The sequence below is a fragment of the Halorubrum sp. CSM-61 genome (genome assembly GCF_003781945.1).
Lineage (GTDB): Archaea > Halobacteriota > Halobacteria > Halobacteriales > Haloferacaceae > Halorubrum.
In genome coordinates this window covers 23,009-46,459 of the sequence record NZ_RJJW01000010.1, presented here as the reverse complement: position 1 = coordinate 46,459, position 23,451 = coordinate 23,009, and the positions used below count along the sequence as shown (strand labels likewise).

Below are 23,451 nucleotides of genomic sequence, written 5' to 3'. Positions count from 1 at the left end.
ACCGAATCGGCGAACTCCGCGGCTCCCCGAGACGATTAAGAGCCTGCCGGACGCCACATCCGGACATGCTCTCGGCCGGAAACCCCTACGTGTTGCCGTCGGTGCTGGTCGCGGCGGTCGCGTACCTCGCCGCGACGCTCCTGACCGACGCCTCGCTGCTCGTCCGGATCGGCGTCCTCGCGCTCCTCGCGGGCGTCGTACCGATCGTCCTCAACCGACTCCTCGGCGGCGGCTCGGCGAGCGGACGGATCGACGAACCGATCGAGAGTCCGGGGGACGGCGACGTCGACGCCGACGAGTCGCGCGAGGCGTGACGCGTCGGCGTGGACCCGACCACAGATATTGGGCGTAGCTATATACGCGATCGAACGAATTCTCGGACGCGCCCTGCGACGGGCTCGCACGGCGGTTCGCCACCGAGTCCAACGGTGCCACGAGGCGGGCCGCCGGGGGAATGCGCGCGTTCGGACTCAGAACCGGTCGGCGCGGCCGGCCGCGGTCCACGGGTCGGTCGGCGCGTCGACCGGCACGCGGACCGACCGATTCTGCAGCCGATCGACTCGACCGGCGAACGACCAGCGATCGCCCTCCCAGTCCGGCTCGCCGTCCGCCGCGGTCGCGGCAGCCGCCGCGGCGCGCTCGCCGTCCCGGAGGTGGGCCGCGACCGCGGCGGCGATGGCGGCGGCCTCCGCGTCGCCGGCGTCGTCCGGGATCGAGAGCCCGTCGAGGCCGACGGCGGCGCCGTCGGGAGGCCCGGAGTCGACCGATTCGGACGCCGCGTCGTCCGGTTCGGATGCGTCGGCCGCCATCAGATCGGGATGTTGCCGTGTTTCTTCTCGGGCGCGTCCGAGCGCTTCCCCTTCAGCATCTGGAGGTCGTCGATCAGCCGCGCGCGGGTCTCCGCGGGCTCGATCACGTCGTCGACGAAGCCGCGGTCGGCCGCGGTGTACGGGTTCGCGAACTCCTCGCGGTACTCGTCGATGAGCTCCTGTCTGCGCGCGTCGGGGTCGTCGGCCTCGGCCAGCTCCTCGCGGTAGAGCACGTTGACGGCGCCCTTCGGCCCCATCACCGCGATCTCGGCGGTGGGCCACGCGTAGTTCACGTCGCCGCCGATGTGCTTCGACGACATCACGCAGTAGGCCCCGCCGTACGCCTTCCGGGTGATGACCGTCAGGAGGGGGACGGTCGCCTCCGAGAAGGCGTACAAAAGCTTCGCTCCGTGGCGGATGATCCCGTTGTGCTCCTGATCGGTGCCGGGCATGAATCCGGGCACGTCCTCGAAGGTGAGGATGGGGACGTTGAACGCGTCACAGAAGCGGACGAACCGCGCCCCCTTCTGGCTCGACTCGATGTCGAGCGTGCCGGCGTTCACCCGCGGGTTGTTGGCGACGATCCCGATCGAGTGGCCGTCGAGCCGGGCGAACCCGACGACGACGTTCTTCGCGAAGTTCTCCTGGACCTCGAAGAAGGACCCCTCGTCGACGACGCTGCCGATGACCTCCTTCATGTCGTACGGCTTCCGGGGGGCGTTCGGGACGATGTCGGCCAGCTCCTCGTCGGCGCGCTCGGGGTCGTCCCACGGCTCGACGCGGGGCGGGTCCTCGACGTTGTTGGCGGGGAGGTACGAGAGCAGCCGCGCGATGTCGTCTAGCGCCTCCTCCTCGCTCTCCTCGGCGAAGTGCGCGACGCCCGAGGTCGAGGTGTGGGTGACCGCGCCGCCGAGCTCCTCGAAGCTCACCTCCTCGCCCGTGACGGTCTCGATGACGTCCGGGCCGGTGATGAACATGTGCGAGGTGTCCTTGACCATGAACGTGAAGTCCGTGATGGCGGGAGAGTACACCGCCCCACCCGCGCAGGGGCCCATGATCGCCGAGATCTGCGGGATCACGCCGGACGCCTCCGTGTTGCGCCGGAAGATCTCCGCGAAGCCGCCGAGCGCGCCGACGCCCTCCTGAATCCGGGCGCCCGCGGAGTCGTTGAGGCCGACGACGGGCGCGCCCACGTCCATCGCCTTGTCCATCACCTTACACACCTTCTCGGCGAACACCTCGCCGAGCGACCCGCCGAAGACGGTGAAGTCGTGGGCGAAGACGAACGTCTTCCGCCCGTTCACCTCGCCGTACCCGGTGACGACGCCGTCGCCCGGGATCTGCTGTTCCTCCATGCCGAACTTGTGGTTCCGGTGGGTGCGGAACCGGTCGAACTCGTGGAACGTCCCGTCGTCGAGGAAGTAGTCGATGCGCTCCCGTGCGGTCATCTTCCCCTTCTCGTGTTGGGACTCGATCCGCTCGTCGCCGCCGCCCTTCGCCGCCCGCTCGCGGCGCTCGCGGAGGTCCTCGATACGGTCGTCCATCGTCACGCCGGACCACCCTGAGTCATTACCTCGTGGGTCGGCGAGCGGCATCAAAAGGGTTCCCCTACGCGACGTTCCCGCGTTCGACGCGCGTCGAATCGACGGTGATGAGGCGATCGAGAGCTGGGTGCGCGAACCGCCCGCACGGCCCCTGTCTCCGGTTCACACCCGGACGGACGGTTCGACGCTTTTAAACCTCCGATGAACCACTTTCCGGTGAGACAGGCTTCGCCTGTTTCACTGACCCGTAGGAGCGACCTGCGTACTACGGAGGTGAAAATGGCAGACACAATACAAGAGGCCGTAACCCTCGCACTCGACGATGCGCCCGAGCGGAACTTCCGCGAGACAGTGGACATCGCGATCAACCTGCGAGACCTCGACCTCAACGATCCGTCGAACCGCATCGACGAGTCCGTCGTGCTGCCGGCTGGAACGGGGCAGGAGACACAGATCGTCGTCTTCGCGGAGGGCGAAACCGCCGTCCGCGCTCAGGAAGTTGCTGATCAAGTGCTTGACAGCGACGACCTCGAAGACTTAGGAGACGACGACGACCGCGCAAAGGACCTGGCCGACGAGACCGACTTCTTCGTCGCGGAGGCCAGCCTGATGCAGGACATCGGTCGGTACCTCGGTACCGTCCTGGGTCCGCGCGGGAAGATGCCTACCCCACTGCAGCCGGACGACGACGTCGTCGACACAGTCAACCGGATGAAAAATACCGTGCAGCTCCGGTCGCGCGACCGGCGCACGTTCCACACCCGCGTCGGTGCCGAGGACATGGGCCCCGACGCGATATCGGACAACATCGACGTCATCATCCGGCGACTCGAAGCGAGCCTCGAGAAGGGACCGCTCAACATCGACGGGATCTACGTGAAGACCACGATGGGTCCCGCGAAGGAGGTGCCCGTATGAGCTCGGTCCGCAAGACCGAGACGATCCCGCAGTGGAAACAGGAGGAGGTCGACGAGCTCGTCGAGTTCATCCGCTCGTTCAACTCCGTCGGGATCGTCGGCGTCGCCGGCATCCCGAGCCGCCAGCTCCAGGCCATGCGCCGCGAGCTGCACGGCTCCGCGGACGTCCGGATGAGCCGCAACACGCTCACCGTCCGCGCGCTCGAAGAGGTGAACGACGGCGTCGAAGAGCTGACCCAGTACGTCTCGGGTCAGGTCGCGCTCATCGGCACGAACGACAACCCGTTCGGCCTCTTCAAGCAGCTGGAAGCCTCGAAGACCCCCGCCCCGATCAACGCGGGCGAGGTCGCCCCCAACGACGTCGTCATCCCCGAGGGTGACACGGGCGTCGACCCGGGACCGTTCGTCGGCGAGCTCCAGACGGTCGGCGCGGCCGCCCGCATCCAGGACGGCTCGATCATGGTCACCGAGGACTCGAAGGTCCTCTCCGAGGGCGAGGTCGTCGACGACGACCTCGCGAACGTCCTGACCGAGCTCGGCATCGAGCCGAAGGAAGTCGGGCTCGACCTCAAGGGCGTCTACTCCGACGGCGTCCTGTTCGAGCCGGACGAGCTCGAGATCGACGTCGACGAGTACGAGGCGGACATCCGCTCGGCGGCCGCCGCCGCGCGGAACCTCTCCGTCAACGCCGCGTACCCGACGGCCGCCACCGCCGGCGCCCTTCTCGCGAAGGCGTCCGGCGAGGCGAAGTCCGTCGGGCTGTTCGCGGAGATCGAGAGCCCGGACGTCGTGCCCGACCTCATCGGGAAGGCCGACGCCCAGCTCCGCGCGCTCGCGACCCAGATCGACGACGAGGAGGCGCTCCCCGAGGAGCTGCAGGGCGTCGAAGCCGCCCCGGCTCCGGAGACGGACGACGCCGACGAGGAGGAACAGGCGGAGGAAGAAGACGACACGGACGACGCTGAGGCGGCCGACGACGACGCCGACGACGACGACGGCGACGACGGCGGCGAAGGTCTCGGCGCGATGTTCGGATAACACCACGAGGACACACCAATGGAATACGTTTACGCTGCGCTCATCCTGAACGAGACTGGCGAAGAGATCAACGAAGACAACGTCACCGGCGTGCTCGAAGCCGCCGGCGTCGACGTCGAGGAATCCCGCGTCAAGGCGCTCGTCGCCGCGCTGGAGGACGTCGACATCGAGGAGGCCATCGAGACGGCCGCCGCGGCCCCGGCCGCCGGCGCCGCCTCGGGCGGCTCCGCGGACGCCGCGGAGGCCGACGAGGCCGACGACGACGAGGCCGACGAGGAGGACGCCGCCGAGGAAGCGGCCGACGACGACGACGAGGAAGACGGCGACGGCGGCGAGGGCCTCGGCGAGCTCTTCGGCTAACGCCGGACATCACCGAGACTCCGACCGCGTCGACCGACTCTCAGACCTCGATTTTTGCCGAACCCGCTATCCGGAGTGATAACGCCGTCCGCGAGTTTATATATCGATCTCGGAAACGGAGAGGTGATGAAGATCGTCGACGGCGACAAGGTCGAGTGCGATCGGTGCGAGTCGGTGTTCCCGATCGGAGACGTCTCGCTGCTCGAGAAGGAGACGAACCGCGACTACGAGCGGGTGCTGTGCGAGGAGTGCTTGGGCGCCGTCGGAGTGCCGAAGGGATACACGCTGCGCCGAGACATCAGTCACCTCGCCGGGTGAGCCGCGAGGCGGGGAACCCGTATCGGTCGCAGTCAGCGACGCTCCGGCCCGGTCGGATCGACTCCGCGTAGACCGCTTCGACGACGGGCTCGTGGGCGCCGTAGTCGGCGTTCGTGGGGTATTCGGCGACGGCCCGCCCCTCGTCGGTCCGGTAGGCGTCGGCCCGCTCGGTCGTGACGTCGACGACGACGAGTCCCTTCCCCGTCTCGCGGTCGCGGACGACCGCGCCCGGTTCGAACGTGTGTCGCTCACAGAGGTGCGACCCGCCGGCCTCGAACGGGACGAACGTCTCCGCGCCGCAGACCGCGCAGGCGCCGACGCGCTCGTCGGGCGCGGGGACGGACCCCGCCGTCACCTCCATCGCGACGCGGCGGAGGTGCTTGCAGCGCGAGCCGCGGATCGCGTGGTCGGGACAGGTGCAGGTACCGGCGTCGAGCGCGACCACGTAGGTGCCGCCGTCGGTCTCGACGACGTAGCGCCGGTCGCGAAGCGGCCGGACCGTCATCTCCTCGTCGACGGCGCGAGCGGATCGGCCCTCGGGCCGGTCGGTCCCACCGGACTCGTCGCTCTCGCCGGGCCCGTCAATCTCACCGGGATCGCCGCGCTCGTCCGACGACGTCGACGCCGCTAGCGACACCGTCGCGGACGACTCGCGGGCCGGGACCGGTTCGGGGGCTGCTGACGCGGGTGTGTTTCGAGTGTGCGTCATAGTGACCGCGAGGGGGACCCTCGCTTACGTCGAGATAGGGGCCGGAAAGGGATAAGATCGCCGCTGAAACGGGTCGAGGAGCCGATATTCTCCGTTCGAGACTGTTTCGCCGGCCGGGCGTCTCCGACCCCGCCGCCCTCATCGAAGTCCTTTTTTAGCGGCGACGGAAACTCGCGGGCATGGAAATCGACGCGGAGCTCCGTCGGCAGATCGCGGTCTCGCTGTCGGCGGCCGCGGTCTTCGTCGCCGGACTGGTCGGAATCGGGGTCGCGTTCGGCGGTCCCGACGGACTGCCGGAGACCGGTGCGATCGCTCTCGTCGCGCTGCTCGCCGCGTTCGTCCTGCTGATGGCGCTCGTCGGCGCGTACCTGATCCGAGCGAACGACGACGACGCGTAGACGGCTACTCGCTCTCCGCTTCTGCCGCGGTCGCGTTCTCCTCTCGCCAGTCGGTGACCTCGTCGGCCTCGGTCACGCGCCGCTCGTAGTACGTGAGCGGGTCGGCGGCGACCTGCATGTGGTCCTCCTCGTTGTGACAGATCCCGTAGTTCGCCAGCGTCTCGCAGGTCGGCGGCGGGTACTGGCTCCCTCGGTCGTCGCTCAGGTACTCGGTCTGGTACCGGATCCCCTCGGCGTCGAGGCTCGTGTCGGCGCAGAACGCGACCACTTCGTCGGGGCTCATGCCGATGCCGACGAGGAACGCCATCAGCGCGAACGACTCCGGCGGGGAGAGATCCGTGCCGCGCTCGGCCTTCTCGATCAGGTTCCGCATGCAGGGCGGGAACAGGTCGGGCGCGACCACGTCGACCGGGCCGGCGTAGGTGCGCTCGGAGAGGAGCCGCTTGAGGTCCGCGACGCCGGACTCGAGCTCCGCGGCGATCCCCTCGCCGGTCGCCAGCTCGAACGGGAGTCCCTCGCGGACCCGATCCTCGACCGCGGCTTCGAGCGCGTCCAGCAGCTCCTCGCGGGAGACGCGCACCTCGCCGTCGGCGAGCGCGCGGTTGACGAGCCGCCACGACTCGCCCCACGAGGGCGAGGTGAGCCGGAGGTACGGCCCCACGGCGATCCAGTAGTGCTCCGGGTCGCGGGCGGATCCGGTGCCTGACCCGGCTCCCGTCGCAGCCGTGCCGCCGGCGGTCCCCGCCGACGGTCGCGGGGACTCCGGCCGCACCGCGTCCGCGAGGTCGAACTCGGCGAGCACGTCGTCAAGCGAGACGGTCGGCGTCGACATCGACCGCAGCTCGTCGTCGGTCGCGAGGTCCTCGCGGATCCGGTCGATCGCGGTCGCGGCCTCGGCGGCGGCGTACTTCTCGATGGCGGGCTGGGAGTCCAGAAGCGAGACGAGGATCCGCGCGATCGGGTACGAGAGCAGCTCGGCCTGCGCGTCGTACTCCGACTCGGCGGGGAACGCGCCGCTCTCGGAAGCGACCGTCCCGTCCATCAGGGCGCGCTCCACGCGTTCACGGGCGCGCTCGACCGCCGGCGCGTCGGCCGCGACGAGCTCCGGCAGCGACACCGCGGCGTCGGCGACCGCCTCGCGGGCGGTCGCGAAGAACGGGTACTTGGCGTCGAGCGCGTCCATGTCCGGGCCGAGGTAGCAACGGGGGTCGAATAAGCGGTGCGGTACGCGGCTACAGTTTCCCCCGGAGGTAGCGCCCGAGGTACCCGCCGACGATCCCGGACCCGAGGGTGTAGGCGGCGGCGAGCCCGATCACGAACAGCGCGACGACGCCGAACTCCGCGGGCGCCCCGGCGATCCCGAGGAAGAACAGCAGGAAGGCCACCGCGGCCGCGAACGGCAGCGTCATCACGACCCCGGCGACCGCGCCCGTCTTGAGCGCGTCCGCCGAGCGGCCGCCGCAGAGGTAGCCGGCGACCGCGCCGCCGAGCACGGTTGCGAAGGGGACGAACGACAGCACCGAGCCGGCGATCCCGCCGACGAGCCCGTAGATGAGCACGTCGCCGAGATCCGCCGGCGCGTCGTCGCCGGGCGCGAGGAAGCCGTTCGAGGCGGTTCTGCCGGCGTCTGGGGAGGGTGCGTCTACGGGGCGAGAATCGGCGGAAGCGGTCTCGGTCTCGTCAGCGGAGAGCGTGTCGTCGGGGACCATCGTTCGGTTACTCCTCCGCTTCTTCCCCTTCGACCGCCGCGCCGGGCGCGTTCGACTTCACGCTGTTGAGCCCCTGTTTCGCCTTCTGCTTGGAGGCGTACCCCTGTCCGCCGTCGGCGATGACGTTGCCGTTGTCGTGGCGGAGCCGCCAGCGGTAGTCGTCCGCGTTGTCGCGGAACAGCTCGAAGGTCGCGTCGCTGCCGCCCTCCTCGGGGGCCTCCTCGTCGCGGGAGACGTCGATCACGTGGGCGCCCGGCGCGTTCCGCTGGACGCTCTCGATGCCGGACTCGGCGTCGCGCTTGTCCGAGTACCCCTCGCCGCCGTCGGCGATGATGTTCCCGTTGTCGTGGACGAGCCGCCAGCGGTGCTCGTCCGCCTTGTCCCGGAATAGCTCGAAGGTCGCCTTGCTCGCGGCGGCCTCCTCGTCGATCTCGCCCTCCGTCTCGGGCCACTCCATCTCCACCTCGAAGTGGACCGTCCCGTCCTCGCGTTCGAGTTCGATCTCGACCTCCTGCTCCGCGGCCGGATCGACCGTCACCGTGCCGGCGTCGTCGACGGGAACGGGCTCTCCGCGGCCGAGCGCCCGGGCGATGCGTCGGAAGTAGGTGGCGACCGCCTGTCGGCTCCGGGACTTCCGCGACTCGTGAACGGTTTCTTCGGGCATACGGAAACTACGTCACCGCGAGCGCACAAAACGCTATGGCCGGTCGGCGACTGATCGGTGAACGGCCGAGCGGATCCGTACTAGTACGTCTGCGGTGGCCGTTCGAGGATTTCGAAGATCTCTCTCGCCCGATACTCCTTGTTCCGCGCTTTGCCGGTGACCTCTTCGAGAACGCCGTCTTCCTCCAGGGCAGCAATTGCGCGAGACGCCGTCGAGTGATCGACGTCGAACAACTTTGCGACGGTCTTAGTCGTCAGGTACGGCCGCTCGAAGAGCTTGCAGGCGAGTCGATTCTTCGTGTAGTCGACGCCACCGTACTCGTCTTCGTACCGCCGTCGAAGCTCGTCGAGTGCGAGCGTGCGCGTGACGGACTCCTCGGCCTGCTTGGCAACTCCCTCGATGAAAAACGAGAGCCACGCCTCCCACTCACCGCCCGCCCGTACCGCAGTCATCCGGTCGACATAGGCGGGCTTGTTCCGGTTGAAGTACTCGCTCAGGTAGAGATTCGGGCGTTGCAGGTAGCCGTGATCGTACAGCTGGAGCGTGATGAGGAGGCGTCCGAGCCGACCGTTTCCGTCGCCGTAGGGATGAATCGTCTCGAACTGGTAGTGAAAGAGCGCGATGTCGATGAGCGGATGATACCGTCCGCCCGTCCGGTAGTACGTCAGCAGCGCATCCATGAGACCGTCGACGACGCCCGGTACCGGGGGGAGGAACTCGCCGAGGTGATTCGGACGCGTCTTGTACTCTCCGACTGTCTCGGTGTCGACGCGGTCGTCGGGAACCCCGCTGAGAAGCGTCTCGTGGAGCGTATGTAGCAGGTCGACGCTGAGCGATTCGCCGTCGTGTATCGCTCGAATACCATCCTCAACGGCTCGCTCGTAGTTCAGCACTTCACGCGTGTCCTTCGTGGTCTTCGACGACGATCGGGACGCCAGCGCATCGGTGTCTGCCGAGTCGTCGAGGGCACGAGTTTCGAGACTGTAGAGGGCGTTGTAGTCGACGTCTGCACCTTCGATCTCGGCCGATTCCATCGCTTCCTTTCGCAAGAGAGACGTGTAGAGGACGGGCGGGAAGTCGAGTTCGCGACTGATCCCGCTGAGCTGGCCGAGCCAGAACGCGGCGTCCGCGAGCGTCTCGTAGAATCGATCGGTGAGGTCTAGCTCCCGTGACGGCGGAAGTGGCTCGGGCTTATAATAAGAGTCCCGTCCGTACGAGACGAGCGCTCCCGGAGCGCCATTCCCTAACTCACGCTCTCTCATGCATCCACACGCACATCGATCGGCCCATAGATGAATTTACCGCTCCTATATGCAAACAACATGCATTCGAGGACACTACGCTGGCATTCGAAGAGTAAATTTCCAATATCAACGCGGCTTAAACTCGTGTGTAGTATGAACGGGCTCGGGCGGGTTCGAACTCGATGGCGAGACTCGCTTCGCTCGTCTCGCGTAGTTCGACCGCCCTCGCAGACATTTCTGTGACTCACTTCGTTCGTCCCAGAAATGGGCTCGGGCGGGTTCGAACCGCCGATCTCAGCCTTGTAAAGGCCGCGTCATAACCAGCTAGACCACGAGCCCTCAGCGTTTCAAACCCGCCGGGAGCGGAAAACGGTTTCTTTCTGCGGCGCGAGGATCGACCGTGAACCGCCGTCTCCTCGCGATCGCCGGCGCCTCCGCCGCCCTCGCCCTCCTCCTCGCCGCCGCGATCGCGGCGAATCCGACCCTCCTGATCGCCGGCTACGACACCGCGACCGTCGAGGCGGTCGACGGCGAGACCGGCGAGTCGCTCGCGACCGTCGAGGCACGCGTCGCCGACGGCCTCGCGAAGCAGTACGTCGGCCTCTCCGAGACCGACGAGCTCGCCGACGACGAGGGGATGCTGTTCGTCCACGACGAAGCGGCCGAGCACGCCTACGTGATGCGAGGGATGTCGTTCGGGCTCGACATCGTCTTCGTCGCGCCGAACGGCACCGTCACCGCGATCCACGAGGCGGAACCCGACTCACGCCCGTACACTCGGTACCGCGGAACGGGGAAGTACGTCCTCGAAGTGCCGCGGGGGTGGAGCGAGCGCAGCGGCGTCGAGCCGGGCGACCGGCTCGCGTTCGAACTCGACTGATCCGCGAGGAACCCCCTTCGACGAAACTCCTCCCCCGACGAGATCTCTCTCCCCGACGAAACCGACTTGCCCCTCGCGGGCGTCATTCGAGTCATGACCGATCTCCCCCGCCGGATCGCGTGGAACCTCCGTCACCGCTGGCGGCGGATCTTCGCGGTTCTCGTCCTCGGTGCCGGCGTCGCGGCTCCGCTCGTCACCGGGCTCTGGTGGTCGCTGCCGCTCGTCTGGTTCTTCGGCCTGTTCGTCGCGCTGCCCGTCCTCCACACGCTGACGAAGCCCGTTCCCGACGGGGACGACGACGGCGACGCCGACGCTCCCGACGACCCCGCCCTCCGCGCGCTCCGCGAGCGCTACGCCCGCGGCGAGATCGACGAGCGCGAGTTCGAGCGCAAGCTCGACCGGCTGCTGGCGACCGAGGACGCCGAGACCGCCGACCGCGGCGACACCGAGGACATCGCCGAGCGCGTCCGCGACGGGCTCCGGCGCGAAGTCGAGCGCGTCCGCGAGTGATCCCGAACGCCCTGACGCTCCCGGTCCGCGGCTCGCCGCGGTTCGACGCCGTCCTCGTGGGCGGCGGACTCCACCTGCTCGCCATGTGGCTCCCCCTCGTCCCGTTCGTCGCCGTCGCCGGCTACCTCTCGCGGGTCCTCGCCGCGACTGCGGCGACGGAGTCGCACGAGACCGCGGAGCGTCCCGACTGGCGTCCGTTCGGTCCCCTGATCCGCGACGGGCTCCGGTTCGTCGCGACCGCGGTCGGCTATCTCGCGATCCCGCTCGTCCTCCTCCTCGTGACGCTCGGCGGCCCGCTCGAAGGGATCGATCCCACCGGCTCCACGGAGGGCCTCGTGTTCGTCGTGGGCTCGACCGTCGCGACGCTGCTCGCGTTCGCCATCTGTTACCCGCTCCCGGCCGCGCTCGTCGCCGTGGCCCGGGAACGGACCCTCCGCGCCGCGGTGGATCGCTCCCTGGTCGGCGCCGCCACGCGGGACGCCGGTTACCTCGTCGCGACCCTGCTCGCGGCGGGCGGACTCGGGCTCGTCGCGGCGGCGTACGGTCCGCTCAACGCGGTCGCTCTCGGGTTCTTCGTCGGATTCTACGCCGAGGTCGCCGCCGCCGCCGCGATCGGTCAGGCGACCGGACGGGCGTGGCGGCGACAGGGCGTTTGAACCGATCGGTGCGGCGTCGAGGCCGCGGCCGCCGGGCGCCTCAGACGCGTCTGTCGTCCAGCTCCGCGTCGTCGAGCGAGCGGTTGTGGAGGGCCTCACCGGAGCTCCCGTCGAACACGTGGATGGCCTCTTCCGGGATCTCGACGGTGACCGCGGTTCCGCTCTCGATCCGTCGTAACCCGTCGACGGTCGCGATCAGCTGCGGCCCGCCGTCTATCGAGAGATGCACCACGTTCTCGTCGCCCATCGGCTCGACGACGTCGACGGTCGCGTCGAAGGTGTGATCGCCTTCGAGGCTCCCGCTCCCGTCGACGGTGATGTCCTCGGGACGGATTCCGAGGGTGGCGTTCGCGCTCCCGTCGACCGCGGCGGCCACGGACTCGCCGAGCGGGTACCGGAACCCGTCGGCGGTGAGGGCGTCGCCGTCCACCGCGCCCTCGACGAAGTTCATCGACGGCTCCCCGATGAAGCCGGCGACGAACCGGTTGGCCGGCCGGTGGTACGCTTCGAGCGGCGTCGCCACCTGCTGTAGCTCGCCGGCGTCGAGGATGGCGATCCGGTCGCCCATCGTCATCGCCTCCGTCTGGTCGTGGGTCACGTAGACGGTGGTGGTGTCGAGGTCGTCCTGCAGCTGCTGGAGCTCCGTGCGCATCTGCGACCGGAGCTTCGCGTCGAGGTTACTGAGCGGCTCGTCCATCAGGAAGGCCGCGGGCTCGCGCACGATGGCGCGGCCGAGCGCGACGCGCTGCTGCTGGCCGCCCGAGAGCGCCCCGGGCTTCCGGTCGAGCAGCTCCGTGATGTCGAGCAGCTCCGCGGTGTCCTCGACGCGCTCGTCCATCTCGTCGTCGTCGAGGTCGGTCGACTCCTCGAGGCCGAACCGCATGTTCTGTCTGACGGTCATGTGCGGGTACAGCGCGTAGCTCTGGAACACCATCGCGATGTCCCGCTCGGCCGGACGCTTCTCGTTCATCCGGTCGCCGCCGAGCCGGATCTCGCCGTCCGTGATTGATTCGAGCCCGGCGACCATCCGCAGCGTCGTCGACTTTCCGCAGCCGGACGGGCCGACCAGGACGAGGAACTCCCCGTCCGCGATGTCGACGTTCACGTCGTCCACGGCGAGGACGGATTCGTCCCCCTCGCCGAACCGTTTCGTCACCGAGTCGAGTTCGAGTTGTGCCATTATGTTTCACCTGCGACGCCTTTCGCGAACTGTTCTCCGAAGAGGACGTACACGACGAGCGTCGGCAACGCCGCGACGAACGCCCCCGCCATCTGGAGGTTAAACTGCTGGACGAACGACCCCTGGAGCTGGTTCAGCGCGACCGTCACCACTTGGTTCGACGGGTCGCTGACCAACACGATCGCGAACAGGAGGTCGTTCCATATCTGCGTGAACTGGTAGATGAGCGTCACCGCGAAGATCGGCACCGACAGGGGCAACACGATGCGTCGGTAGATCGTCGCCGCGGAGGCGCCGTCCAGCCGGGCCGCCTCCAGCATGTCCTCATCGATCGTCGCGTAGTACGACCGGAACAACACCGTACAGATCGGAATCCCGTACGCGACGTGCGTGATTCCGAGATTGATGAGCCCCTGATACTCGTCGACGAACGCGAGCGGGATCCGCCCGCCGAGGTCGACGAACGACCAGAACTGGGTCAGCGGCACCAGCACGGCCTGGTACGGGATGAACACGCCAGCGACGAAGAGCATCAGCACGCCGATCTGCCCGCGCCAACTGAGGTTCGTCAGGCCGTACGCCGCCAGCGACCCGAACAGCGCGGACAGCACCGTCGCCGGCACCGCCATCATCGCGCTGTTGAGCAGCCCGCTCGAAAGCCGTTCGAACGCCATCCCCCACGCTGAGACGGTGAACTCACCGATCGGCGGCAGCGCGAACGGGGTCGTGGTCCGGAACCCCTCCGGCGTCTTGAACGCCGTCATCAATCCGGACTCGAGCGGTGCGAGGTAAAACGCGACCATCGCGAGCAGGACGAGGTACAGGGCCACGCGAGAGCGGTCCAGGCCGGTCGCGGCCGATCGCGCTCGATCGGCCGCGCTCATAGCTCACCCCGCCGGTACTGCAGGTAGAGATACGGACCGATCACGCCGAGCGCCATGGCGAAAAGCACCATCGCGACGGCGGAGCCGTACGCCCACTGGACCCGGTCGAAGGCGACGCGGTACATCATCACAGAGAGGATGTCGGCCGACTGGCCGGGGTTGACCCCGAACAGCACGAACAGGAAGTCGAACGCCTTCAGCGCGAACACGACCAACACGACCGCCGCCGACATCGTGGAGGCGCGCAACTGCGGGATGATGACCCGCCAGTAGAGTCGCGTCGTCGAGGCGCCGTCGATCCGGGCCGCCTCGTACTGGGACTCGGGGATCGCGCGGAGGCCGGCGAGGTACACGACCATGCAGTAGCCGGAGAACTGCCACATCAGCGCGAAGATGATCGCCGCCAGCTTGAACTGCGGGTCGGAGAGCCACGCCTGCGTGAGCGCGTCTAACCCGATCGCGCGGAGTAACTCGTTGATAAGCCCGTTCGACGGGTTGTACATCCACGACCAGAAGATCGCGGTGACGACGAACGAGAGGCTCATCGGCAGGAGGTAGATCGTCCGGAACGTGTTCTCGAGTCGGATCTTCTGGTCGACGAGGATCGCCAACAACAGCCCGACGACGAGCGACAGGACGGTGAACGCGAACAGCAACACGAGCGTGTTCTGGAACGCGGCGTGGAACGACGAGTCCGCGAGCAGCTGGGTGTACATCTCCGTCGACAGCGAGGAGTAGTCGGGCGAGCCGAGGCCTTCCCAGCCCGTCAGCGAGATGACGAAGTTCCACCCGATGGCGCCGTAGACGAAGAACAGCACCAGCACGCCGGGCGGTCCCCAGAACGGAATCGATTCGAGGAACCGACTCCGGCGGAACCGCGAGCGGAGCGACGGTTCGGCGTCCGCCGATCCCGACCGCTCTCCCGCGCCGTCGACGACCGTCCCGCCGTCGGTCCGGACCCGCGGCTCCGCGTCGGAAGCCTCGTCTCCGGCCGCGTCGCTGTCGACGTCCGGTCCGTCGCTCCGGACCGACCCACCGGTATCGCGTATTAACGCTGCGAAAATCCCGGAGGACATCGCGTTAGAACGCGTCGACGATGCCCTGGTACGCCGCGTCGACGTCCCGGTTCTCGTTGAAGTTCGCGAACGTCTCCTCCAGAGCGGACTGGATGGCGGGTGCAACGGCGGTACCGTGCGCGATGGCCGGCGGCTGAGTGTTCGAGTTCTGGAAGTCCTCGAACTGCCGCGAGAGGAAGTCGCCGAACTCGTCCATCGGCACGTCGGTGCGCGGCGGGATCGAGCCCTTGATCGGGTTGAACCGCTCCTGTGCGTCGACGCTGCCGGCGTAGTTGAGGAACTGCTCCGTCGCCTCCGGCGACGGGTTGTTCGTCGGGAAGACGAACGAGTCGATGACCGACTGGTAGACGCCCGTCGTGCCCGGGAACGGCACCATGTCCCAGTCGCTACCGAACTCGAAGCCGTCGGCGGAGCTGTACTGCCCGGCCGCCCAGTCGCCCTGATGGAGGAACGCCGCGTTCCCCTCGATCAGTTGGTCGTTCCCCTGGTCCCAGCTGATGGAGCCGGCGTCCTCGGGGATGTACTCGAGGTAGCTGGCGAGCAGGTCGAGCGCCGAGCGGACCTCGTCTTCGAGCGACGAGACGTCGCCGCCGATGACCGTCTGGTAGTCGTCGACGCCCTGCTGGCCGATGAAGATGCTCTCCCACAGCTGGAGCGACGACCACGGGCTCTGGGTCTGGTGGACGAGCGGCGTCACGTCCGTTTCGGCGTCGAGCGTCTCCAAGACGCCGAGCAGCCCCTGCGGGTCGTCGATGTCGGTGGCGTCCACGTCCGCGTCGTCGAGGACGGAGACGTTGAAAAACAGGTTGTTCAGCCGGTGGATGTTGATCGGCACCGCGACGAGGTCGCCGGCGGGCTGGGCGAGGTCGATGACGCCGTCGAGGTACGCGCCGCGCATCTCCTCGTCCCAGACGGAGTCGCCGATGTCCTCGAGGAGCCCCTCGTCAGTGTACGGGGTAAGCGCCTGCCCGGGCCAGATCTGGAACGTGCTCGGCGGGTTCCCGTCGATGACGCGGTTCTGGACCACCGTGTCGATCGCGGAGCCGGCGCCGCCCGGCGCCGGATTGTCCGTGATCTCGACGTCCGGGTGCTCCTCTCGGAACCCGTCGAGGAGGGCCTGATAGGCGTCCTGCTCACCGCCCGCGGTCCACCAGTGGATGATCTCCAGTTCGCTCGCGGAGTCCCCTCCGTCGCTGCCGTCGCTTCCGTCGCTCCCGTCGCTTCCGTCGCTGCCGTCACTGCCGTCGCTGCCGTCGCTGCCGTCGCTGCCGTCGCTCCCGTCGCCGCCGGAATCGGAACACCCGGCGATCCCAACGGTCGCGAGCGTTCCCGCGCCCGCGACGTAATGTCGGCGGGTGAGGCGGTCGTCGTCATCGGATCGGCTGTCGTGTGACATGTATGATAATGATGGTAACTCCCGATACTTAACCGTTGATGTTCATTTACTTCGATTGTTAAAAATCTCGTCAGGGGGGCTGTTTATCCGGAACACAACGTGCTTGCGGTCTCATCGGTAGGACTGACGGGCCGGATGGCGGACCGACCGATTCTTGAGCGCGTGGCCCGGAGGACGCGACATGGACGGACCGCTGTGGATCGACGCGCACGCCCCGGCGCTCGACGAGATCCGCCAGGACGAGGCCCGCGAGCGGCTGGAGCGCGCGGTCGACGAGCCGATGAACCTCGTCGTGCAGGGGCCGCCCGGCGTCGGGAAGACGGCGGCGACACGGGCCCTGACCCGGGCCGCCCACGAGGACCCCGAGGGCGACCTGATCGAGATCAACGTCGCGGACTTCTTCGGTCGGACGAAAAAGGAGATCCGGACGGACCCCCGCTTCGAGGGATTCCTGCAGGGCCGCAGCCGGATGGCGAAACGCGACATGATCAACCGCGTGCTCAAGGAGTCGGCGTCGTACGCGCCGATGTCCGGCGAGTACAAGACGGTCCTGCTGGACAACGCCGAGGCCATCCGCGAGGACTTCCAGCAGGCGCTCCGTCGGGTGATGGAACAGCACCACCGCACCACGCAGTTCGTGATCGCCACCCGGCAGCCGTCGAAGCTCATCGCGCCGATCCGCTCGCGGTGTTTCCCGGTTCGCGTGCGCGCGCCGACCACCGACGAGACGATCGACGTGCTCGAAACCATCTGCGAGCGCGAGGGCGTCGACTACGACGGCGACGGACTGGAGTTCGTCGCCAGCGCGGCCGGCGGCGACCTCCGAGAGGCGATCCTCTCGGCGCAGGCCACCGCGGTCGAGGGCGGCGAGATCACCATGTCGACCGCCTACGAGACGCTCGGCGAGGTCGGCGACGACGACGCGATCCGGGAGGCGCTCGCCGACGCCCGCGCCGGCGACCTCAAGGACGCGCGCTCGACCCTCGGCGACCTGCTCGACGAGGGCGGATACGACGGGGGGGAGCTCCTCAGAGAGGCCCTGCGGGTCGCCCGCGCCGGCTCCGAGTACGGCGGCGACGACCTCGCGCGGCTCCACGTCCTCGCCGGCGAGGCCGACCTCGACCTGGTCGACGGCCTCGACGACCGGACTCACCTCGTCCACCTGCTCGCGGCGTGGGCGGCGGGACGGACCGAGCTCCGACCCGACTTCCGGGACCCCGCGGAGGCCTGAGCCGTGGCCCGGAACCCCCCGCTCGCGGCGGTCCTCCCGTTCCCCGTCGTCGACGAGGCGTGGCGGCTGGCGCTCGTCCCCGCGCTCCTCGGGGCCGCGACGCTCCCCGTCCTCCCGCCGGTCGGGCTCGGCCTGCTCGCGCTCGCGCTCGGCGTCCTCTGGTTCCACCGCGACCCCGACCGCTCGACGCCCGACGCCGAGGGAGCCGTCGTCGCCCCCGCCGACGGCACGGTGAGCGTCGTCCGCGAGGAGGGCCAGCGCCTGCGCGTCGGCGTGTTCATGAACGTCACCGACGTGCACGTGAACCGCGCGCCCCTCGCGGGCGAGGTCCGCGAGGTGCGGCACCGTCCCGGCGCGAACCGACCCGCGTTCAGCAAGGAGTCCGACCGCAACGAGCAGGTCGCGATCGACTTCGGCGAGTACGAGCTGTTAGTCATCGCCGGCTGGTTCGCCCGCCGGATCCACCCCTCGGTCGAGCCCGGCGACGCGGTCGACCGCGGCGAGCGCGTCGGCCACGTCTCGTTCGGCTCGCGGGCGGACGTTATCTTCCCCGCCGACGTCGACGAGAGCGACCTCCTCGTGAGCGAGGGCGACGCGGTGCGCGCCGGCGAGACGATCGTCGCCGAGCGGGACTGAGATCGCGGGCCCGCCGTCAGTATCGATGCCCCGTCGACCGCCTCAAACCCCCAGCGCGTCGGCCAGCTCGTGGATCGATTCCACCGTGCGGTCCGGGTCGCCCGCGAACGGCTCCCACGGCGTCCCCTTCCGGTCGAGGCGGACCGCCTGCATCCCCGCGTGCGACGCCCCTAACACGTCGAACCAGCCCGCGGTGACGTGGACGATCCGGTCGATCGGCGTCCCCGTCCGGGCGGCGCCGTGGCGGTACAGCTCGGCCGCCGGCTTGAACGTCTCCACCTCGTCGGCGCTTATCGTGCCCGCGACGAGGTCCCCGATTCCGGCGTGTTCGACCATCGAGTCGAGCATCTCCGGGTTCCCGTTCGAGAGCACGTACGGCTCGTAGCCCCCCTCGCGCAGGCGCTCGATCCCCGAGCGCACGTCGTCGAACACCTCCAGTTCGTGGTACACCGCGAGGATCTCGTCGCGCTCCTCGGTCGATATGTCGACGTCGTGAGCCGCCAGCGCGTACGTCAGCGCGTCGCGGTTCATCTCGTAGAAGGGCTGGTAGGCGTCGATCGCGTTCGCGACGAACGTGTACGCCAGCGAGCGCGACCGCCAGAGCCGCGACACCGGCTCCGGGTCGGGGACGCGGTCGGCGAGCGCCGCCTCGGCCGCCTCCACGTCGACGAGGGTGCTGTACGAGTCGAAGGTGACGGTCCGAACGCGGTCCGGATCGAGTGGCATTCGGTCGCCTCTTCGACGCCCCGTGTTATCATACCCCGTTCTCCGCCGCTGACCGATCTCAGAGGACGAACGGCCCCTGCTGGCGGATCGGCTCGCCGTGCGGCCGGCCGGAGACGGCGACGAAGCGGAGCTCCTCCCCTCCGCCACTCTCGACTATCACGTCTCGCGCGTCCGGGTTCGGGAGCACGTCGCCCGCGGCGAACTCGCGGCTGGCGTCGGTGTCGGCATCGCTCTCTCGGACGGTCCCGCTCCCCTCGACGCCGTAGAGGAATCCGGTCCTCTCGCCGGGGACCGACCACGTCCACGCGTCGGTGACGCGAACGTCGAGGTACTCCATCGGGGTGCACAGCTCGATAGGCGACCCCTCTCCCACGACGGTCGTGACGGTCGCACCGTCGAGTTCGGCGGTGGGAAGCTCCGCGGCGCTCGCGTCGACGTAGTCCGGGTCCGCCTCCTTCTCCTCGCGCGGGAGGTTCACCCACAGCTGGAGCCCGTTGCAGGCCTCGCCGTCGGCCGGGAACTCGGAGTGACGGATCCCGCTTCCGGTCGTGATCCGCATCGCCTCGTTCTCGCGGGCGGTGTGCTCGACGCCGAGCGAGTCCGCGTGCTCCATCCCGCCGTCGATCATGTACGAGACGATCTCGAACCCCTTGTGCGGGTGCATCGGGAACCCCTCGTCCGGGTCGATGTAGAACCGCTCGAACAGCACGAACGGGTCGAGGTTGTCGGGGTGGCCGTTCGTCGGGAACGCGCGGTCGGAGTTCACGCCCGTCCCGTGTCGGACCGTCTCGCCGGAGAGCGGCTCGACGCCGCTCGCGATCGTCTCGTCTGGTGTCATACTCGATCTGACGAGTTCGGCACAGATAAGGGCCGCGTCGCCGGTAGTCGAAAATAGACGGATTCCGTATGATTACCCAGATATGTCTATATAACGAACTACATAGAGCTGTATGTAGTACTTAGGTAATATCGGAAATGTTACTGAAATGCGTTACAGAGAACGTTCTTACCCGTCCCGTGCATAGACAGGAATGTAACATGAGCTACGAACTCGATCCGCTGCCGTACGAGTACGACGCCTTAGAGCCGCACCTCTCCGAGCAGGTGCTGGAATGGCATCACGACACGCACCATCAGGGGTACGTGAACGGGTGGAACTCGGCCGAGGAGACGCTCGAGGAGAACCGCGAGTCGGGCGACTTCTCGTCGTCGGGCGGCGCGCTCCGGAACGTGACGCACAACTCGTCGGGCCACATCCTCCACGACCTGTTCTGGCAGAACATGAGCCCGGAGGGCGGCGCTGAGCCAGAGGGCGCGCTGGCCGACCGGATCGAGGAGGACTTCGGTTCCTACGAGGCGTGGAAGGGCGAGTTCGAGGCGGCGGCCTCTGCGGCCGGCGGTTGGGCGCTCCTCGTGTACGACACGTTCTCGAACCAGCTGCGGAACGTCGTGGTCGACAAGCACGACCAGGGCGCCATCTGGGGCGGTCACCCGGTTCTCGCGCTGGACGTGTGGGAGCACTCCTACTACCACGACTACGGCCCGGCCCGCGGCGAGTTCGTCGACAACTTCTTCGAGGTCGTCGACTGGGACGAACCGTCGACCCGCTACGAGCAGGCCGTCGAGCTCTTCGAGTAACGAGTCCGATCGATCGGCCCGAATTCGGCCGATCTCACCGAGGTATTCTACCGTTTTTCCGCCGGGTCGTTCGGCCCGCCCGGTGGACGCTTTCGCTCCGCGAGCGACGGATCCGCCGGCTCATTCCCTCCGACTCACTCCGCGAGCGACGTCTCCATCACGTCCACCGACTCGTCGACGACTACCCGGAGCTCGTCGCCGTCGCAGGGAAGCGAGAGCCGGACCCGGAGCGGGTCCTCGGAGACGACCGCCGTCCGCTCGTCGCTCACGCACCAGTCGAACCCCCAGAACGGCGCCGTGTTCAGGTCGACGCCGCGCTCGGAGAAGAACAGCAGCGTCTCGGCGTGGTCCAGCAGGGTGACGCCGACCGTCGACCGCAGCCGGTAGTTGCATCGCCCGCAGACGTGTTCGACGGCGACGTCGAGGTCCTCCTCGTCGGGGTCGCGGACGAGCGTCGTCTCCACCGCGCCGGTGCACTCGGGGCAGACCCCGTCCGCGGCCAGGCAGTAGTGGTGGCGGACGTAGTGGTGGAACGCCTGCAGCAGCTCGTCTGTCGTGCGGTCGTCGAGGCCGCCGGAGGGGAACGGGTAGCTCACCTGAATGGTGCCGCAGTCGGCACAGCCCACGGTGAGCGTGTCGTCGACGTACCAGCCGTGGAGGTCGCCGTCGCAGTCGTAACACGACCCCCCGACCGGGAAGAACCCCACCTGCGCGCGATCGGTGAGGGTTCCGGTGAAGATGGCGCTGACGACCTTGCGGCCGGGGTATCGGAACTCGTAGCCGTCGTCGCTCCGCTTGACGAAGTGGCCGGTGAGCTGTCGGAGATGGTAGTTGAAGTTGGCGCTGTCGTCGATGCCGACCCGCTCGAAGAGGTCGGTGAATCTCACCGGCTCCTCGTCGGCGCCGAGTTCGAGGAGGACGCGCAGGATGTCGACTCGCGTGTCGTTGCCGAGGGTGGCGAACACCTCCGCGGGGAGCACTCGGGACTCCGTCCGGAGGGCGGCCGTCAGGCCGTCCTCGGCGTCGACCCCGGTCTTCGTGGCTGCGTCGGCTTCCGCGGCCGCGTCGGCCTCCGCCGCCGCCGCGTCGGTCTCCGTTTCGGTCGCCGCGTCGGCCTCCGCTCCCGCGTCCGCGCCGGCGGTCCGATCGAACTGACTCACACCGGATCAAGGCGGGACGACCGGATAAAACCCATCGAACGGGGCGAGTCCGCCGGCCGCCGCGATCGGGGGATCGATCCGGACGGCAGGCTTTTCGACCGGACGTCCCTACGCCGATCCCATGTCGGACGCAACCGCGATCGCCGACCGCTCCGCGGTCACGGAGGGCGGCTCGTACCGCTTCACCGCCGAGGACGCCTTCGGGAACGAGACGGAGGTCATTCTCGTCCCGTGCGAGGAGCCCCCCGGCGTCAGGGCGTGGGTCAACAACTGCACGCACGAGGACCAGCGCCTCGACGCGGGCCGCGGCGCGGCGATCCGCGACGGCGAGATAATCTGTCCGCGACACGGGTCGATGTTCGACGCCTGCTCCGGCGAGTGCGACAACGGGGAGGCGTCGGGAACGACGCTCCCCGGAGTGGATGTCGCCGTCGAGGACGACACCGTCCTCCTCACCGACGAGCACTACGACTACCTGCACGACGGCGGCCTGAACGACGGCGACGACGGGCCGGGGTCGTCCTCGCACCTCTCGTTTTAAGCCGCCGTGAACGCGTCTCGATCCGATCGAGTGCCGTCAGAACGACGGCCGCCCGTGGGGCCGGACCACCGCCGCCTCGACCACCGACTCCGGCGACGCGCCGCCGCGGTCGACGATCCACCCGACCGCCTCCGCGCCGAGCGCGACGGGTCCGTCGAGGTCGGCGAGCCGGACCGCCGCCAGCGACGCCGCGAGGGGCGGGCCGTCGTAGCGCCCGGGCTCCGCGCCGGCGTCGTCGGGGCCGGCGCCCGGAACGCCCCTCAGGGCGTCGCGGAACGCCGGGTACACCTCCCGCGCGAGCTCTCGACGGGCGTCCCGGCGCCGGTTCCGCAGCCGGTCCCGGAGCTCGAGCCGTCGCTCGCGGGCGTCGCGGGCGTCGGCGGCGCGCTGGCGGGCGCGTTCGAGCGCCTGCTCGGCCGCGATCCGCTCGCTCTGTGCGGCCGACAGCTCGGCGGCCGCCGACTCCAGGTCGCCGAGGGCCGCGTCGGTCTCCGCCTCCACCTCTCGGCGCGCTCGCACGCCCCCGCGGAGGGCGGCCACGCGCTCCTTCAGGCGCTCCTCCTCGCCGCTCGCGTTCGCGACTCGGCGCCGGGCCGCGTCGAGGTCGACCGGTTCGACCTCGATCGCCGCGAGCGCGTCGCGGATCTCGATAACCTGGTCCTCGACCGACGACGACAGCCCGATCGTCCGGGCCGCCGCCGCGAGCTCGCGACGAAGGCTCGCTCCCGTCGGCACGCGACCGATCACGGCGGCCGGCTCGGGGATCGTCGGCTCGAGAGCGACTCGACAGCCGTTGCTCTCGGACCTTTCGCCGGATCCCGCTCGATCGCGCCGCCCGTCCGCCCCGCTCACAGTTCGTCGCCTCGCATCGAGTCCGGGTCCGGGTGGTCCGTCCCGGCGGCGAACGCGGCGTACGGCGTCGACTTCGCGTCGCGGTTCGCGTACGCGCTCGCGGCCTCGCGGACCGGCCCGTCGAGCGCGACGAACTCGTTGAACGGCTCCGTCCGCTCGATCTGTACGTCCCCGCCGTGCGACTCGCGCAGCCGGAGCGCGAGGAACGCGGCGTACACCGTCTCGTCGAGCAGCGCCGCCCGCCCGAACCGCCGCGCGACCGTCTCCTCGTGGCGGCGACACAGGTTTCGGAGGCCGGTGCGGGCCGCCGTCGAATACGTCACGACCAGCAGCACGAACGCGCCTGATCGGTTCCGGAACTTATCTGTTCCGAAC

29 protein-coding genes and 1 tRNA gene are annotated in these 23,451 nt (G+C 68.8%); 13 read left to right on the top strand and 17 right to left on the bottom strand.

What is annotated here, in order from left to right:
• Positions 1–65: 65 nt before the first annotated feature.
• Complete coding sequence (locus EDM04_RS15670) at positions 66–314, top strand: hypothetical protein (protein ID WP_123623771.1); 249 nt, start codon at positions 66–68, stop codon at positions 312–314.
• A 156-nt stretch (positions 315–470) separates the two neighbouring features.
• Here the strand turns inward: EDM04_RS15670 and EDM04_RS15665 are convergent, their stop codons facing one another.
• The gene (locus EDM04_RS15665; RefSeq protein WP_123623769.1) at positions 471–809 is read right to left on the bottom strand and encodes a hypothetical protein; all 339 of its coding nucleotides are present in this window, start codon (positions 807–809) and stop codon (positions 471–473) included.
• On the bottom strand, positions 809–2,353 hold the full coding sequence (locus EDM04_RS15660) for an acyl-CoA carboxylase subunit beta (protein ID WP_123623766.1): 1,545 nt from the start codon (positions 2,351–2,353) through the stop codon (positions 809–811). The genes EDM04_RS15665 and EDM04_RS15660 overlap by 1 nt, the downstream gene beginning before the upstream one ends.
• Before the next feature lie 279 nt (positions 2,354–2,632).
• Here EDM04_RS15660 and EDM04_RS15655 point away from each other — a divergent pair, with 279 nt between their 5' ends.
• The 4 genes from EDM04_RS15655 (at position 2,633) to EDM04_RS15640 (ending at position 4,986) form a co-directional block, all read left to right on the top strand.
• Positions 2,633–3,271 (top strand): 50S ribosomal protein L1, encoded by a 639-nt coding sequence (locus tag EDM04_RS15655; protein WP_123623764.1) that lies wholly within the window; start codon positions 2,633–2,635, stop codon positions 3,269–3,271.
• Positions 3,268–4,308 (top strand): 50S ribosomal protein L10, encoded by a 1,041-nt coding sequence (locus tag EDM04_RS15650; RefSeq protein ID WP_123623762.1) that lies wholly within the window; start codon positions 3,268–3,270, stop codon positions 4,306–4,308. The genes EDM04_RS15655 and EDM04_RS15650 overlap by 4 nt, the downstream gene beginning before the upstream one ends.
• 18 nt (positions 4,309–4,326) lie before the next feature.
• Entirely contained in the window at positions 4,327–4,668 is a 342-nt protein-coding gene (gene rpl12p, locus EDM04_RS15645) for a 50S ribosomal protein P1 (RefSeq protein WP_123623760.1), read from the top strand.
• Between the two features lie 126 nt (positions 4,669–4,794).
• On the top strand, positions 4,795–4,986 hold the full coding sequence (locus EDM04_RS15640; RefSeq protein WP_123623758.1) for a hypothetical protein: 192 nt from the start codon (positions 4,795–4,797) through the stop codon (positions 4,984–4,986).
• On the opposite strand, the gene EDM04_RS15635 is transcribed toward EDM04_RS15640, so the two are convergent.
• Positions 4,967–5,695: an SWIM zinc finger family protein gene (locus tag EDM04_RS15635; protein ID WP_241154944.1), complete on the bottom strand. Its 729-nt coding sequence runs from the start codon at positions 5,693–5,695 to the stop codon at positions 4,967–4,969. The genes EDM04_RS15640 and EDM04_RS15635 overlap by 20 nt on opposite strands.
• Positions 5,696–5,874: 179 nt before the next feature.
• Here EDM04_RS15635 and EDM04_RS15630 point away from each other — a divergent pair, with 179 nt between their 5' ends.
• Positions 5,875–6,093, top strand: coding sequence for a hypothetical protein (locus tag EDM04_RS15630; protein WP_123623756.1), 219 nt, complete (start codon positions 5,875–5,877; stop codon positions 6,091–6,093).
• Positions 6,094–6,097: 4 nt separating this feature from the next.
• Here EDM04_RS15630 and EDM04_RS15625 read toward each other — a convergent pair whose 3' ends face one another.
• The 5 genes from EDM04_RS15625 to EDM04_RS15605 form a co-directional block, all read right to left on the bottom strand.
• Positions 6,098–7,276, bottom strand: coding sequence for a DNA primase (locus EDM04_RS15625; protein ID WP_123623754.1), 1,179 nt, complete (start codon positions 7,274–7,276; stop codon positions 6,098–6,100).
• Positions 7,277–7,325: 49 nt separating this feature from the next.
• Positions 7,326–7,802, bottom strand: a complete 477-nt coding sequence (locus EDM04_RS15620; protein ID WP_123623752.1) for a DUF5518 domain-containing protein — start codon at positions 7,800–7,802, stop codon at positions 7,326–7,328.
• Positions 7,803–7,809: 7 nt separating this feature from the next.
• Complete coding sequence (locus EDM04_RS15615) at positions 7,810–8,466, bottom strand: HVO_2922 family protein (protein ID WP_123623750.1); 657 nt, start codon at positions 8,464–8,466, stop codon at positions 7,810–7,812.
• An 80-nt stretch (positions 8,467–8,546) separates the two neighbouring features.
• Positions 8,547–9,728, bottom strand: coding sequence for a Fic family protein (locus EDM04_RS15610; protein WP_123623748.1), 1,182 nt, complete (start codon positions 9,726–9,728; stop codon positions 8,547–8,549).
• Between the two features lie 247 nt (positions 9,729–9,975).
• Positions 9,976–10,049: transfer RNA gene (locus EDM04_RS15605), tRNA-Val, on the bottom strand.
• A 61-nt stretch (positions 10,050–10,110) separates the two neighbouring features.
• Here EDM04_RS15605 and EDM04_RS15600 point away from each other — a divergent pair.
• From EDM04_RS15600 to EDM04_RS15590, 3 genes are all read left to right on the top strand, one after another.
• Positions 10,111–10,590: a DUF192 domain-containing protein gene (locus EDM04_RS15600; protein ID WP_123623746.1), complete on the top strand. Its 480-nt coding sequence runs from the start codon at positions 10,111–10,113 to the stop codon at positions 10,588–10,590.
• Between the two features lie 93 nt (positions 10,591–10,683).
• The gene (locus tag EDM04_RS15595) at positions 10,684–11,100 is read left to right on the top strand and encodes an SHOCT domain-containing protein (RefSeq protein ID WP_123623744.1); all 417 of its coding nucleotides are present in this window, start codon (positions 10,684–10,686) and stop codon (positions 11,098–11,100) included.
• Positions 11,097–11,756: a DUF4013 domain-containing protein gene (locus EDM04_RS15590; RefSeq protein ID WP_123623742.1), complete on the top strand. Its 660-nt coding sequence runs from the start codon at positions 11,097–11,099 to the stop codon at positions 11,754–11,756. Before EDM04_RS15595 ends, EDM04_RS15590 begins: the two co-directional genes overlap by 4 nt.
• 40 nt (positions 11,757–11,796) lie before the next feature.
• On the opposite strand, the gene EDM04_RS15585 is transcribed toward EDM04_RS15590, so the two are convergent.
• From EDM04_RS15585 to EDM04_RS15570, 4 genes are read right to left on the bottom strand one after another with little or no spacing between them, the layout of a single operon-like run.
• Entirely contained in the window at positions 11,797–12,936 is a 1,140-nt protein-coding gene (locus EDM04_RS15585; protein WP_123623740.1) for an ABC transporter ATP-binding protein, read from the bottom strand.
• A complete protein-coding gene (locus EDM04_RS15580; protein ID WP_123623738.1) occupies positions 12,936–13,820 on the bottom strand; it encodes a carbohydrate ABC transporter permease in 885 nt (294 codons plus the stop codon). The genes EDM04_RS15585 and EDM04_RS15580 overlap by 1 nt, the downstream gene beginning before the upstream one ends.
• The gene (locus EDM04_RS15575) at positions 13,817–14,896 is read right to left on the bottom strand and encodes a carbohydrate ABC transporter permease (protein ID WP_123623736.1); all 1,080 of its coding nucleotides are present in this window, start codon (positions 14,894–14,896) and stop codon (positions 13,817–13,819) included. The genes EDM04_RS15580 and EDM04_RS15575 overlap by 4 nt, the downstream gene beginning before the upstream one ends.
• 4 nt (positions 14,897–14,900) lie before the next feature.
• Positions 14,901–16,292 (bottom strand): ABC transporter substrate-binding protein, encoded by a 1,392-nt coding sequence (locus EDM04_RS15570; RefSeq protein WP_123623734.1) that lies wholly within the window; start codon positions 16,290–16,292, stop codon positions 14,901–14,903.
• Between the two features lie 181 nt (positions 16,293–16,473).
• Between EDM04_RS15570 and EDM04_RS15565 the strand changes: the two genes are divergently transcribed.
• Positions 16,474–17,523 carry an AAA family ATPase gene (locus tag EDM04_RS15565; protein WP_123623732.1) on the top strand — a complete coding sequence of 350 codons (1,050 nt, stop codon included), beginning with the start codon at positions 16,474–16,476 and terminating at the stop codon, positions 17,521–17,523.
• 3 nt (positions 17,524–17,526) lie between these two features.
• Positions 17,527–18,159, top strand: a complete 633-nt coding sequence (locus tag EDM04_RS15560; protein ID WP_123623730.1) for a protein sorting system archaetidylserine decarboxylase — start codon at positions 17,527–17,529, stop codon at positions 18,157–18,159.
• Between the two features lie 42 nt (positions 18,160–18,201).
• Here the strand turns inward: EDM04_RS15560 and EDM04_RS15555 are convergent, their stop codons facing one another.
• Both EDM04_RS15555 and EDM04_RS15550 read right to left on the bottom strand, forming a co-directional pair.
• Positions 18,202–18,885 carry a haloacid dehalogenase type II gene (locus EDM04_RS15555; protein ID WP_123623728.1) on the bottom strand — a complete coding sequence of 228 codons (684 nt, stop codon included), beginning with the start codon at positions 18,883–18,885 and terminating at the stop codon, positions 18,202–18,204.
• Between the two features lie 58 nt (positions 18,886–18,943).
• On the bottom strand, positions 18,944–19,723 hold the full coding sequence (locus EDM04_RS15550) for a pirin family protein (RefSeq protein ID WP_123623726.1): 780 nt from the start codon (positions 19,721–19,723) through the stop codon (positions 18,944–18,946).
• Positions 19,724–19,923: 200 nt separating this feature from the next.
• Between EDM04_RS15550 and sod the strand changes: the two genes are divergently transcribed.
• The gene (gene sod / locus EDM04_RS15545) at positions 19,924–20,523 is read left to right on the top strand and encodes a superoxide dismutase (protein WP_123623724.1); all 600 of its coding nucleotides are present in this window, start codon (positions 19,924–19,926) and stop codon (positions 20,521–20,523) included.
• A 134-nt stretch (positions 20,524–20,657) separates the two neighbouring features.
• Here sod and EDM04_RS15540 read toward each other — a convergent pair whose 3' ends face one another.
• Entirely contained in the window at positions 20,658–21,683 is a 1,026-nt protein-coding gene (locus EDM04_RS15540; RefSeq protein WP_123623722.1) for a winged helix-turn-helix domain-containing protein, read from the bottom strand.
• 121 nt (positions 21,684–21,804) lie between these two features.
• Between EDM04_RS15540 and EDM04_RS15535 the strand changes: the two genes are divergently transcribed.
• A complete protein-coding gene (locus EDM04_RS15535; RefSeq protein WP_123623720.1) occupies positions 21,805–22,224 on the top strand; it encodes a Rieske (2Fe-2S) protein in 420 nt (139 codons plus the stop codon).
• 36 nt (positions 22,225–22,260) lie between these two features.
• Here EDM04_RS15535 and EDM04_RS15530 read toward each other — a convergent pair whose 3' ends face one another.
• Together EDM04_RS15530 and EDM04_RS15525 are read right to left on the bottom strand one after the other, a co-directional pair.
• Positions 22,261–23,076, bottom strand: coding sequence for a hypothetical protein (locus EDM04_RS15530; protein WP_123623717.1), 816 nt, complete (start codon positions 23,074–23,076; stop codon positions 22,261–22,263).
• Positions 23,073–23,411 carry a hypothetical protein gene (locus tag EDM04_RS15525; RefSeq protein ID WP_123623715.1) on the bottom strand — a complete coding sequence of 113 codons (339 nt, stop codon included), beginning with the start codon at positions 23,409–23,411 and terminating at the stop codon, positions 23,073–23,075. Before EDM04_RS15525 ends, EDM04_RS15530 begins: the two co-directional genes overlap by 4 nt.
• Between the last annotated feature and the right edge of the window lie 40 nt (positions 23,412–23,451).